Source organism: uncultured Cyclobacterium sp. (assembly GCF_963976465.1).
Lineage (GTDB): Bacteria > Bacteroidota > Bacteroidia > Cytophagales > Cyclobacteriaceae > Cyclobacterium.
Genome location: NZ_CAXBOC010000101.1, coordinates 1 through 12,861, shown reverse-complemented (window position 1 = coordinate 12,861; position 12,861 = coordinate 1). Strand labels below are relative to the sequence as shown.

General features: G+C 39.2%; 10 protein-coding genes and 1 pseudogene. 9 read left to right on the top strand and 2 right to left on the bottom strand.

The window, feature by feature from the left end:
* Positions 1-395 (bottom strand): sulfatase-like hydrolase/transferase (locus tag AAC037_RS07860; protein ID WP_339902465.1); only part of this gene is annotated, 395 nt, incomplete at its 3' end.
* Between the two features lie 442 nt (positions 396-837).
* Here AAC037_RS07860 and AAC037_RS07855 point away from each other — a divergent pair.
* The 4 genes from AAC037_RS07855 to AAC037_RS07840 all read left to right on the top strand — a co-directional run bounded on the left by AAC037_RS07855 (position 838) and on the right by AAC037_RS07840 (position 4,043).
* Positions 838-1,104, top strand: coding sequence for a hypothetical protein (locus AAC037_RS07855; protein ID WP_339902464.1), 267 nt, complete (start codon positions 838-840; stop codon positions 1,102-1,104).
* A 63-nt stretch (positions 1,105-1,167) separates the two neighbouring features.
* Positions 1,168-2,340 (top strand): hypothetical protein, encoded by a 1,173-nt coding sequence (locus AAC037_RS07850; RefSeq protein WP_339902463.1) that lies wholly within the window; start codon positions 1,168-1,170, stop codon positions 2,338-2,340.
* Positions 2,341-2,404: 64 nt separating this feature from the next.
* Complete coding sequence (locus tag AAC037_RS07845; protein WP_339902462.1) at positions 2,405-2,836, top strand: cysteine peptidase family C39 domain-containing protein; 432 nt, start codon at positions 2,405-2,407, stop codon at positions 2,834-2,836.
* Positions 2,837-2,882: 46 nt separating this feature from the next.
* Positions 2,883-4,043, top strand: coding sequence for a 6-bladed beta-propeller (locus AAC037_RS07840; RefSeq protein ID WP_339902461.1), 1,161 nt, complete (start codon positions 2,883-2,885; stop codon positions 4,041-4,043).
* A gap of 621 nt (positions 4,044-4,664) precedes the next feature.
* Here the strand turns inward: AAC037_RS07840 and AAC037_RS07835 are convergent.
* Positions 4,665-5,678 carry a LacI family DNA-binding transcriptional regulator gene (locus AAC037_RS07835; protein ID WP_339902460.1) on the bottom strand — a complete coding sequence of 338 codons (1,014 nt, stop codon included), beginning with the start codon at positions 5,676-5,678 and terminating at the stop codon, positions 4,665-4,667.
* A 272-nt stretch (positions 5,679-5,950) separates the two neighbouring features.
* On the opposite strand from AAC037_RS07835, the gene AAC037_RS07830 reads away from it, so the two are divergent.
* The 5 genes and pseudogenes from AAC037_RS07830 to AAC037_RS07810 all read left to right on the top strand — a co-directional run.
* Positions 5,951-7,102 carry a SusC/RagA family TonB-linked outer membrane protein gene (locus tag AAC037_RS07830; protein WP_339902459.1) on the top strand — a complete coding sequence of 384 codons (1,152 nt, stop codon included), beginning with the start codon at positions 5,951-5,953 and terminating at the stop codon, positions 7,100-7,102.
* Positions 7,099-8,982, top strand: coding sequence for a SusC/RagA family TonB-linked outer membrane protein (locus AAC037_RS07825; protein WP_339902458.1), 1,884 nt, complete (start codon positions 7,099-7,101; stop codon positions 8,980-8,982). The genes AAC037_RS07830 and AAC037_RS07825 overlap by 4 nt, the downstream gene beginning before the upstream one ends.
* Before the next feature lie 12 nt (positions 8,983-8,994).
* Entirely contained in the window at positions 8,995-10,683 is a 1,689-nt protein-coding gene (locus AAC037_RS07820; RefSeq protein WP_339902457.1) for a RagB/SusD family nutrient uptake outer membrane protein, read from the top strand.
* A gap of 112 nt (positions 10,684-10,795) precedes the next feature.
* Positions 10,796-12,190, top strand: a complete 1,395-nt coding sequence (locus tag AAC037_RS07815) for a sulfatase-like hydrolase/transferase (RefSeq protein WP_339902456.1) — start codon at positions 10,796-10,798, stop codon at positions 12,188-12,190.
* Positions 12,191-12,217: 27 nt separating this feature from the next.
* Positions 12,218-12,861, top strand: a pseudogene (locus tag AAC037_RS07810) (hypothetical protein); the annotation flags it as partial.

The following is a 12,861-nucleotide window of genomic DNA, read 5'->3' as shown; positions in this document are numbered from 1 at the left end:
TCTGTGAACAATAGGTGATGGTCAGCAATGGTTGGATTATTGACGGTGGGAACAAGCTTGCGGTTTTCAGATTTCCCTCTATCGGAATTGGCTACTGTATACACGCCATGGCGGGGAGTGTTTTCTCCACTCATCATACAAGCCCTGCTAGGAGCACAATTGGCCGCTGCAGCATAGGCTTGATTGAATATCATCCCTTTCGAAGCCAACATGTCTAAGTTTGGAGTTTCATAGAATTGACTGCCCATAAAACCAGTATCTCTCCAACCCATGTCATCTACGTTGATCAAGATTATATTTGGAAGGGTATTTTTAGATGCTGCTACCCTTTGATAGCCAAAAATATTTAGTGAAATGAATAGCAAAAAGCAGGATAGGGTTAATTCCTTTGTCATTTGGATTTTATTAATGGATTGATTCAAATTTAAAAATAAAAAAATTGTTTTTCAGGCAGTTTCCTTTTATTTGTGCCCAAGACCTAAGCAATGTGAGTAGTTGATTTTTTATATGTCAAACTTGTGGCTTTCTAAATTTTATTATTAAATTAAGGGATTAGTTAAATAGTACGAAAATTGTCACTATATAAATAGCAGCTATTTCTAATTTAATAAAATCCTTAACAGCCATTAAGTCCTAGTCTGAAAAGGAGGGTATTAACCATACCCCAACCATCTTTATCAATGGACATCAATTACCAAAGGATTACCGAATTACGCACATCAAAGAAATAAATGCATATAAATAGGTGAAATAAATATCAGTCGCGACGAATGGGCACAAATCTCAGGTGTCCTTATTTGGACTAGTAGACAATAAACTTCATTAATCAAAAGAAAAATGAAAAAGTTGAATTTAGAAAAATTAAAGCTGGCAGCAGAGGATGTGCTGCAGAGAAATCAAATGGCAGGGGTTTATGGTGGATCTGGTGGATCTGGTGGTTTTGGAACTTGTAAGGCAAAATGGGCGGACACTACAAAACCTGGCGGGTGGGCTGTCACCTGCGGGTGGGATAAGGATACAGCAATGTCCATTGCAGCTCAACAAGGTGGTTATTATTGTTGTGACAGTTGTAATTCTTCTTATGATTGTAGTGTTGGTTCTTAATTGATAATTTTCTTCCATAGGGAGCTATTGGTTCCCCATGGAAGAAAACCTACTTACTTATATATGATTTTTAAATTAGTAAAGCATTTGAATTTTCGCATTATTATTATTTTAGGATTGTGTTCCTGCGGGGCTAAGGACAATGTTTCCGGAGATGAGGATAATCAAAGAGTTAAATCAGCTTCTTTCGAGAAAATTGACAGTGTAACTATTGAGTTTTTAGGGAATCCGGTTATTCATGATCTGGATCCTGTTTCCCAAAAAGTTGTTTTTTCCGATTTCAAGGAAGATCAAACAAACCTATTCATTGCCCATTTCAAAGATGGAATTATGAGTTCCTTTTCTAAAGAAGGTGATATGCCGGATAGTTATGGATCTATGAATGCCAATGCAACAATACTGAATGATAGTACATTTCTGGTTTATGGAAGCAAAGGATTTTTCGTGTATGATTACACCGGTAAAAATATTTCGAAAATAAAACATGATCTTCAACTAAATTATAAAGAAATCGGTATGGGAAGAGGTATGACTGCAAAAGGGGACAAATACCTTTATTGGAATGCTTCCCGCCCTTCCATGAGACATAATGATCTAAGATTTTATCATGAAGCCTATCTTTTGTCTTGGATTTACCCTGAAACTGGCAAAGCTGAGCCCATCATTCAATTCCCCGAATCCAGTTTGTTTAGGAGCGGGAAGTATTTTGCCCGGGACTCTTGGACTCCTGTATTTACCACATCAGATGAATTTATTCATGTGGTTTTTGGAATTGAACCTGTCATTTATACATTTCGCAGTTCACTTCCTTATTCTATATTATCTCGTATTCCAATTGAATTGCCCGATTACCAGTATTTTAAGGGTAAGGATAGCTACCATACTGAATTGGAATGGTTATGGTTAAATTACGGTAAAATAACGAATATCAAAAAAGTGGGAGATTTTTTTCTCGTTACTTATTTCCCGGGATATGACGCCTATGATCGAGAGATTTCTGCTTCCAATCTATCCCCTAATGAGAGAAAAGAATTTATTACAAAAATGAGGGAGAAATATAGAAACAGGGTTGTGGTCTTGGACTTAAATGGTAATCTTCTCGCTGAGATAGATCCTGGAAATTTATGGCCAAGCAGTACAATAATTAGAAACGGGGAATTGTGGATGATGGAATTTGATCCTGAAGTTGAACTAGATTACTTTAGATTGTTTAAGGTGTCCTTAAAGTTAGAATAATATTTATTAAATAATTAATTACCAAGATTTACATATTGCTGTAATAACACTCAACGAAATCTTTTTGAAAACCACTTTCCCCTTTTACAAACAACCAGATGCCAAAGACTGTGGTCCCACCTGCCTGCGCATCATTGCCAAGTACTACGGCAAACTGATCTCCCTGCAGGAAATACGGGAATATTCGGAAACCACCCGCTCCGGAAGCAACCTACTCAAGCTAAGCGAGGCAGCGGAATCCATCGGATTTAAAACCATAGGGGCAAAGCTTGATTTTAACCGCCTGAAACAGGCGCAGCTTCCCCTGATCGCCCATTGGGATAAAAGGCACTTTGTGGTGGTGTACCGGATCTTAAAGGATAAAGAGTACCTCTCCGATGCCGCCCAAAGTATGATACTCCGCAATGGCGAGTTATGGATGATGGAAAAACCGGACGAAGAAGTGGAAAAGGATTATTTCCGGCTTTTTAGGGTAGGGTTGAAGGTTGTTGAGTAGGTTGGTTAAAAAGCATATATTGAAAGAACAATATTAATTCTTTATCATGACTAAACTGGTTACAAGAAAGGTCACATTTTTAGTTGTAAAATTTGGAATCATAGCGATCGCCTTCTATTGTATTGCCTGCAATTCAGACAGGAATTCAGGATCAGAGATCAATCTTGATTACTACCTTGAAAAAGTTGACTCTATCCGTGTACATAGGGACACCGACATTAGGATTCTTGATGTGAATACCAATAATGGTCGGTATTTGGCAGTAGATAAGATTACTGAGGAATTCTTGGTTTTGGATGAGAGAGGCAAGGTTTTAAAAGCTATTTATAGAAAAGGGGAAGGTCCCAATGAATACAACTCCAGCCTTCTGGCAGCTTCGTTTAATCAGGAAGAAGGCGGATATTTAGCCCAAAGCTCGGTTGAGTTTTTGAAATTTAACGATGATTGGGAAGTGGATAATAGGATACGTTTTGTTTCTTCACAAACCACTGTATTTTATTCCGGACCGCAATTTAGTATTCCATATTATCAACTATTCAATGATTCGGTCCCTTATTTTTTCACAAATTTTTTCTCAGGTGTACTAAACATGGGCAGCAGTGAGGGAGAGATGGCAAAGTACTTAATAGAGCAGTATAACCCTCAAAAGCAGGATTTGGACTGGGTATTGCCATTTGATTCAGAATTGCTCCCAAATTTTGAAGTGGACCAGAAAAACAAGGAAAAAAATCCAACACCAATTTATGCTTTAGATAGGGAGGAGAAGTTGCTTTATTTAACCTTTGAAAGGTCTACTGAAATTGGCATCTATAATATGGCCAACGAATTTGAGTTGAAGAATAAAATAAGTTTTAACCATGACAGTTTTTCTTTGACGAAAAATGCCAAAAATATTGGATTGTTTCAATTCAGTCCAAACCTCCAATTAATGTTGTATTTTGAAGGGCTTTCTGAAGCAGCTACCGAGGTGCGCAAATCCAAAGAGCCCAACTTTTTCCCGTTAATGGATCCTTCCCTTTACCATGGCATTGTGATTAAAGATGGTAAACAGGTTCAGGAAATCAGTTTTCCACTTTCCTTTGATCCGATGTCAGAAATATTACTCCTTCCGGGTAACCGTATTCTTTGTAGAGACAAGTATACTGGAGATGTGGAACCGGAGTTCCATACCTATTCTATCTATGCAATAAAATCCGGAGAACAATAAAAGCAACAATATTGCCACAATCCTGGTAATTTTTTTACCACTGCATAGGCAAATCAATGAGGCAGGCAATTAAAAATAAGTACTCTACCTTCTTTGCGTCTCAGCGCCTTAGCGAGCAAATCAATAGGGATAGATTCGTATTTAGGAAAGAATTTCTCGCAAAGCCGCGAAGCCGCAAAGAAATGCCCACTTAGCGTCTCTGCGCCTTAGCGAGCAAATAAAAAGGGCGTGTTCGTATTGAGAAAAGAATTTCACGCAAAGCCGCAAAGTCGCAAAGAATTATTTTAACTCTTTAAATAAAATAAAACCCTAAAATAACTGATCAAAGGCACAAGTATTCAAAATATGATAAATTCTTTCCTTTGCGTCTTGGCGCCTTAGCGAGAATTCTTTTTTCTTAGCGTCTCAGCGCCTTAGCGAGCAAATCAATAGGACGCATTCGTTTTCAGGAAAGAGTGTCACGCAGAGTCGCAAAGTCGCAAAGAATTTTTTATTACTCTTTAAATAAAATAAAACCCTAAAATAACTGATCGAAGGCACAAGTATTCAAAATATTTTTCATTTCCTTCTTAGCGCCTCTGCGCCTTAGCGAGAAAAAGAATTTTAACGTAAATGCATTACTCACGTACTCTCCCTAATAATAATCTGTGGCTTAATGATTTCAGACCGAATTGGGTGGGGCTCTCCCAAAAGTTGGATCCCCTCCAAAATGATTTGAGCAGCCAATTCTCCCATTTCAAAAGAAGGTTGGGACATAGTTGTGATGGCAGGCCGTATAAAGCGACTGGTTTCATCGTCTCCAAAACCTGCAATAGATAGCTGATCAGGTATTTTTATTCCTAGATTTTCCGCAGCATGAATAGTGCCAATGGCTAGAATATCGGCAAAACAAAGGATACCGTCTGGTTTTATTTGCAAACCCCATAGTTTTTCCAATGCCCGGCCGGCTTGGTCAAATCTAAAATCTTCTACTTCCACAACATATTCTTCCTTATATGGAAGTGCGGCTTCTTTCAAGGCATCTTGAAAACCTTTTTGCCTATCCCTACATACATCCAAGGACAATGGACCACAGATATACGCAATATTTTTTCTTCCTTTACTAATCAAATGTTTTGTGATGGTATAGGCACCGTTTTTATCGTCAGTCCGTACTTTGGATGCGGTTAAATTTTTGCAAGTTCTTTCCAACATTACCACCGGAATTCCTCTATTAATTACTTCCTGAACATGAATAAAATTCTTTGTTTCTTTAGAGAAAGCTATGATAATGCCATCCACCTTGCTATTGGCTAGTGTTTCTACAATTTCGGCTTCCTTGGTAAAGGATTCTCCAGATTGAAAAATCATCACTTTATATCCTTTACTATAAGCAATGTTTTCAATTCCTGAAATCGAATTGGACCAGAAGTAACGGTTGATTGTTGGGACCACTACACCTATAATCTTGGATTTTTTGCTGCTAAGGCTACTTGCAAGGAGGTTAGGATGATAGTCCATTTCTTTGGCCATCTCAAGAACAGCCATTTTTGTTTCTTTCTTTATTTCAGTGGAACCTCTTAAAGCTCTTGACACTGTGGCAACGGATACATTTAATTTTTTGGCAATATCTTTTATGGTAATGGGTTTGGACATAAAATTTTGGGCTTGATTATAAACTGTAAAAATAAACTAACTAATTAATAATACTAATTCTGGATAAAAGCCAATTTACTATTTTTTAATAAAAGTAAGCTTTTATTGCTCATTTCCTAAATGATAACGTTATCGAAAACGTTTGCAGTATAAAAAATTAATTTACGTTAAAAAATCTATTATAATGATTGGTAAATTTGCGTAGTTTAGAATTTAATTTTGACCCCTATGGGTCGTGTAACTTTGGTATTTTAACTTAAAATAAACCCAAAATGAAAAGAAAACTACTTTTATTCCTATGCCTTGCTTTATTGTTAGGTTTCGGGGAGTCTTATGCACAATCCGTGCAAGTAAAAGGTACGGTCACAGATGATTCGGATTTGCCCGTACCCGGAGTAAGTATCCTGGTGAAAGGAACCAGTCAAGGAACTGTGACAGATATTGATGGCAACTACAAATTGAGTGTGCCAAACGCGCAATCTGTACTGGTTTTCTCCTTTCTAGGCTTTAAAAATCAGGAAGTGACTGTAGGAAACCAAGACAATATTGATGTCAAGCTTGAATCTGAGATCTCTGATCTTGGAGAAGTGGTGGTAGTGGGCTATGGTACACAGAAAAAATCTGACTTAACCGGTGCTGTCGCTACTGTAGGTGGTCGAGACCTGGCCAATAGAAGAACAGCCACTGTATCTCAAGCTTTACAGGGTCAGGTTTCCGGCGTAATGGTAACCCGTAGTAACAGTGCACCCGGCTCTTCCGCCAATATCCGAATTCGTGGAATTACAACCATTGGGGATAGTAACCCACTGATCATTATGGATGGAGTTCCTGTAAACAGTATAGACCATATCAATCCCAATGATATTGAAAATATTTCAGTGCTAAAAGATGCAGCTTCAGCGTCTATTTATGGATCAAGGGCCGCTGCCGGTGTGATTTTGGTAACGACAAAGAGGGCCAAAAAGGGTGAGTTGAGACTGAATTATAATTTTGAATATGGTACAGAAGTACCTACTAGAATACCGGAATATGTGAATGTAACCCGGTATATGGAGATGGTAAATGAATTGAGATGGAATGACAACGGGAATGATGGCAACGAGTATCCCTTATACCCCAAGGATATGGTTGACAACTATATGGAGTTGAATGCCTCCAATCCGGATTTGTACCCCAACACAGATTGGGTAGGTTTGATTCTGAAGAAAAGTGCGCCCAGACAACGACATTCATTGGATATTTCGGGAGGAACAGATGCTATCCGTACCAAAGCCTCTTTTGTTTATGACAAATTTGATGCTTTGTATGAAGGAAGGACCTTTGAAAGATTTACTGCCAGGGTAAATACGGATGGAAATATCACGAAGAAACTTGGCTTTACAGCAGATATTTTTCTTAGGAGAGAGATGATCCCATCTATATGATGAATATTTCAGCACCGGTTTATGCTGCAGAATGGCAGGATGGCAGGGTTGCTGAAGGAAAAACCGGAGCAAACATTTACGGCCAGTTAAAGTATGGCGGTTCTCGGCAAAATTGGGAAAACCAAGTGGGTGGTCGATTAGGGTTAAATTATGAAATTGCCAAAGGTTTAAAAATATCTGCCATCGCTTCCCCTAATTTTGGTTTTAACAAGGGGAAAAATTTCCAGAAAAAAGTAAGTTATACTGCATGGGATGATCCTACAGTTACTTTAGGAAATCTTCAGTGGGCCAATTCTACTTATTTAGGTGAGAGTAGGAATGACAATTACCAGTTGACTACCCAGTTGCTGTTAAATTATGACAAAGTTTTTGGCAAACATACCTTGAATGTCTTGGCAGGAAACGAAAGTTTTCAAGCTTTTTATGAAAACCTTTCTGCCTCTAGAGATCAGTTTTTATTGGACAACTACCCTTACCTGAACTTGGGGCCATTGGAATATAGAAACAATGGAGGAAATGCTTATGAAAATGCTTACAATTCTTGGTTTGGAAGGTTTTCCTACAACTATGACAGTAAATATTTTATCCAAGGAAACTTACGTTACGATGCCTCCTCTCGCTTTGCCAGAGATTATCGCTGGGGTTCCTTCCCTTCCTTCTCAGCAGGTTGGGTACTGTCTGAGGAAGACTTTTTGAAAAGCAATGAGGCCATTTCCTTTCTTAAGTTGAGAGGTTCTTATGGTACTTTAGGTAACGAACGAATTGGTAATTACCCTTATCAGTCAACCATAGGGTTTAGCAACGTTTTGTTTCATCAAGGTTCCAATGTGGTTTCATCTCAGTCCTCTGCTCAGTGGCAATATGCCATTCCTGACATTTCTTGGGAAAAGACTTCTTCCTATAATATAGGCTTTGATGCTAACTTTCTGAACTATCGCTTGAGACTATCAGCTGAGTATTTTGAAAAGACTACCAGTGATATGCTCTTGCCATTAGAGATTCCTGATTATATCGGTTTTGATAACCCTGACCAAAACACAGGTAAAATGAACACCAAAGGCTGGGAATTTGACCTTGGCTGGGCGGATGATATCAATGAGTTGGGATACAGTGTGAGCTTTAACCTTTCAGATTTCAAATCAGTGATGGGAGATCTTGGTGGGATCCAATTCTTAGGAAGTCAAGTTAGGAAACAAGGATCAGAATTCGATGAATGGTATGGTTATGTTTCCCAGGGTTTGTACCAAACCCAAGAAGAGGTGGACAATTCTCCGGTAATGAATGCCAATGTAGGGCCGGGAGATGTAAAATACCTAGACATCAGCGGTCCGAATGGAGAACCTGATGGAAAAATTAGTCCTGAATATGACAGGACTTTGTTGGGAGGTAGCATGCCAAGGTTATTGTATGGAGGTAATATACAGTTGGATTTTAGAAACTTTGATTTCGGTCTTGTGATTCAAGGAGTGGGAAAACAAAATAGTCGCTTGTCAGGATTGATGGTGGAACCGATCTATGAAAACTGGGGATCTGTGCCTCAAATTCTAGATGGTAATTACTGGAGTACTTACAATACTTTGGCAGAAAATGAGACTGTGAGTTATCCTAGACTTACCCGAAATAGCCGTTCAAATAACTATACCATGTCTGATTTTTGGCTGATCAATGGTGCCTATTTCAGGTTGAAAAACATTTCCTTGGGATACACCCTTCCTACTACCATAGCAGAAAAGTTGGGCATGCAAAATATTAGGGTTTATGGCAATGCAACAGATTTGTTAACGCTTGATAATTATCCCAAAGGATGGGATCCGGAAGTTTCTACCACAGGTTATCCGATTACCTCTTCCTTTCTAATGGGTGTTTCTGTTCAATTTTAAACCAACTTTACCATGAAATTAAAATCAATATTATATTCCACGCTTTTGGTAGGAATGGTTGGCTGTGCTGATCTAGACCTGAATCCATTATCAGAAGGTTCGAGTGAAGCCTGGTATTCCAATGCCACAGAAGTTGAAATGTCAGTTAACGATATATTTAGAAGTGTATTTTGGCAAGGCTATGAAGATAGCTGGACGGATGACTTTACCAATAGGGAAGCCTTGACCCCTGTGACCAATGCCACAATAAATGGAGAGTGGGGGACCTTAAATACACTTTGGGCCAATACCTATAAAGTTATAGCCCGGTCTAACACTTTATTGTTAAACATGGACAAAATCCAAGGAACAGTTCCTCAAGCCACCATTGACAAGTTCAAGGGAAATGCGCATTTTGTTAGGGCTGCTAAGTATGGAGAGCTAGTTTTTTACTTTGGGGATGTCATTTACTCTACAGATATCTTAAGTTTGGAAGAGGCTTTCACCATGGGAAGGACAGACAAAAATACAGTAAAGGAAGCGGTCTATCAGGATTTTGATATTGCTGCTAGTATGCTTCCCGAATCTTATGGTTCTTCAGAAAATAAATTGGCCACTAAAGGTGCAGCCTATGCCATGAAGGCGAGATTCGCCTTGCAGATGGGCGATTTTGCCATAGCTAGGGATGCAGCAAAAGCCTGCATGGACCTGGGTGTTCATGAATTGTATCCCGATTATGAGGAATTGTTTCTTACTAGTACAAGAAATCCGAGTGAAGTAATTTTTGCCATGCCAAGGTCTCGATCGCTGAATGTAACCTGGAGTGTAAGAAATTACCTGCCCAGAAATGTTGGAGGCTGGGGTGGCGCTTTTGCCCCTTCTTGGGACCTGTTTCATGCTTACTTATGTACAGATGGCTTGCCTATAGATGAATCCCCTTTATATGATCCCAGAAACCCTTTTGAAAATAGGGATCCAAGGTGCGCTGCTACTATTGTACCTTTTCAATCACGGCATTTGAATTTCACGTATCAGCCGCATCCGGATTCAACACAGGTGATGAATTTCAATACCGGAAGCTACCAAACCAATAATGACACACGATCTGTAGCTGCTTTTGCTTCATTCAATGGTTTGCTCAGGAAGAAAGGAGTGGATGAAGATTGGTTATTGAATTATCAAGCAGAGAATGATGAAATATTAATGCGCTATGCAGATGTATTGTTAATGTACGCTGAGGCAAAAATTGAATTGGGAGAGATAGATGCAAGTGTGCATGATGCCATGAACGCAGTCCGTGCTAGGGCTTATGGTGTGGACAAGGGAGAGGTAACCCAATACCCGGAGATTACCTCCACCGATCAAGCAGCTTTAAGAACAATACTTAGAACTGAAAGAAGAATGGAATTTGGTTTTGAAGGCGTCAGGTACAGTGACATCATTCGATGGAAAATTGCTGAAAAAGTGCTCAATAGAGATGTTTATGGCATGCTCGACGTAGCAGAATTAAAGGATAAAGTGATCGATCAAGACTTATGGTTTTTCCCGATGACACCTGAGATTGATGAAGATGGCGTGGCAGACTTGTCTCCAATGTATGAAGCCGGCTTGGTAAAACGACTTGCCATCAGACAATTTGAGGCACCCAAACAATACCTTTGGCCTATCCCTTCAAAAGAGATCTTGATCAATAGTAACTTGGAACAAAACCCAGGGTATTAATTAAAATATATTGAATTCCGGTCGGGTGAATTAAGGTTTCCCGACCGGATCATTAACAAAGGCTAAATTCATTTTAAGTGGGATTTTTGGCGGATAGATGAAAACCAGTTTTATGATAAAGTCTATACATCTTTTAATGGTAGGTGCCATGGTATTGCTCCCTTATTTTGGTATTGCCCAATCCGAGGCCAATGACAAAAAACCAAATATCATCTTTATATATGCAGATGATTTGAGATTTGATGGGCTAGGGGCTAATGGAAACCGACATATCATCACCCCAATGTTAGATCACATGGCAGAAAAGGCTGTACGATTCAATCAGGCCAATGTGGTATTTTCCTTGTGCAGCCCCAGTAGAGCAGCCCTATTAACTGGAAGGTATGGCAGTGCCAACGGGGTATTGGAGCTTGGGAGTGATTTAAATGAGGGAGAATTAACGGTCGCCGAATATTTGAGAGAAGCAGGGTACCATACAGGAATGTCGGGTAAATGGCATCTTGGAAAAGAGCCTAAAACCTTGGGGTTTGATTTTTCTGTTTTCTTTAAAGGCAATGGCACCTATTATGGCAGAACCATAAATGATGAGGGTGAAATAAAGAAGGTAGAGAGACACTGCGACCTTTATTGTGCTGAACGGGCAGTGGATTTTATTAAGCATGCAGCTAAAAAAGAAACGCCATTTTTCCTTTTCCACAATACCCAATTGCCACATATGAATGGAGATTTAATTTGGGATGCCCGAAAGGAGACCAAAAGAAAATACCGGGTTTCGGAAATGCCTGTTGCCAAAAGCCGCCTAGATGATCTTTCAGGAAAGCCGGAATACCTTAAATCTGTAAGAAACCGTAGCCAAGCAAAAGCATATGGGTATCCGGATAGCCTGGCTATCCAAAAACATACCTTGGATTATTATTCAGTAATTACAGAAATGGATGATTATCTCAGCTTGCTGTTTAAAACAATAGAAGAGCTTGGTTTGAATGAGAATACCTATGTGTTTTTTATGAGTGACAATGGTTGGATGTTAGGTGAACATGGCTTTACAAGTAAAGTATTGCCCTATCAACCATCCACTCAAGTTCCCCTTTTTGTAATTGGCCCTGATTTAAAACCAACGGATTTAGATCATTTGGTAGTCAATATTGATATTGCTCCAACTATAATGGAATTGGCAGGCATTCAGGTACCGGAAAATTTACACGGTGAAAGCCTATTTCCACTTTTAAAGAAAGCACCTGTAGATTGGAGGAAATCTTTTGTATACGAGGGGTTAGGTACTTATGGCGGAGCTTTGCCGAATTTAACAGTAATCAACAAAGATTTTCGTTATATTGAAACCTTTGAAAATAGTAGCTTGGAAACAGTTATTTTTCAAGAGTTTTATGATCAAAAAAAAGACCCATTGGAAGAAAATAACCTGATCGGTTCACCGGGTATTCAAGCAACAGTAGTTGCAGCCAAAGAGCTTATCGAAGCACATATAAATAAGGTGTTAAAAAAGTAATTTAACTTCAGAATCAAAATAGTTGAAATGAAAAAAAATAGATTTCTGTATTTATTATCGCTAATAATATTGGCTACTTCGGCTTGTCAACAAGAAGAAGCCGAAAGCGCCGATAAACATCGATCCATAAGTGGTATTTATCCACATTTAGCTTATTATAACAATGAAGGGGAATGTGGAACAGGGGCTGTGGTTCCTTGGGCGGATAAGCTTTGGGTAATCACCTATGGGCCTCATTTGCCATTTGGCTCCTCGGATAAACTTTATGAGATAGATCAAAACCTGAATATGAACATCCGGCCTGAGAGTATAGGCGGCACTCCGGCCAATCGTATGATTCACAAAGAAACGGAGCAATTGTTTATAGGCCCGTATGCAATAGGGAAAAATGGAGAAGTAAGGACCATACCCTATACAGCTATGCCGGGTAGGCATACCGGGAATGCCAGACACCTGACAGACCCGGCCAATAAAATCTACTATGCCAGTATGGAAGAAGGCTTCTATGAGGTGGATGTGCATGACCTTTCTGTTAAACAGTTCTATGAAGATGGAAATGTAACCAACAAAAAAAAGAATGACACTGATGCCAACCCTGCAGGAAGCCTCCTTAAAGGAGCCCATGGCAAGGGGTATTATTCAGGTCAAGGGGTAACGGTTTATTCCAACAA

What these genes read in the sequence shown, in the direction of transcription:
- AAC037_RS07855 (WP_339902464.1), top strand. Translation starts at nt 838, where the DNA reads ATGAAAAAGTTGAATTTAGAAAAATTAAAGCTGGCAGCAGAGGATGTG.
- AAC037_RS07850 (WP_339902463.1), top strand. Translation starts at nt 1,168, where the DNA reads ATGATTTTTAAATTAGTAAAGCATTTGAATTTTCGCATTATTATTATT.
- AAC037_RS07840 (WP_339902461.1), top strand. Translation starts at nt 2,883, where the DNA reads ATGACTAAACTGGTTACAAGAAAGGTCACATTTTTAGTTGTAAAATTT.
- AAC037_RS07835 (WP_339902460.1), bottom strand. Translation starts at nt 5,678, where the DNA reads ATGTCCAAACCCATTACCATAAAAGATATTGCCAAAAAATTAAATGTA.
- AAC037_RS07830 (WP_339902459.1), top strand. Translation starts at nt 5,951, where the DNA reads ATGAAAAGAAAACTACTTTTATTCCTATGCCTTGCTTTATTGTTAGGT.
- AAC037_RS07825 (WP_339902458.1), top strand. Translation starts at nt 7,099, where the DNA reads ATGATGAATATTTCAGCACCGGTTTATGCTGCAGAATGGCAGGATGGC.
- AAC037_RS07820 (WP_339902457.1), top strand. Translation starts at nt 8,995, where the DNA reads ATGAAATTAAAATCAATATTATATTCCACGCTTTTGGTAGGAATGGTT.
- AAC037_RS07815 (WP_339902456.1), top strand. Translation starts at nt 10,796, where the DNA reads ATGATAAAGTCTATACATCTTTTAATGGTAGGTGCCATGGTATTGCTC.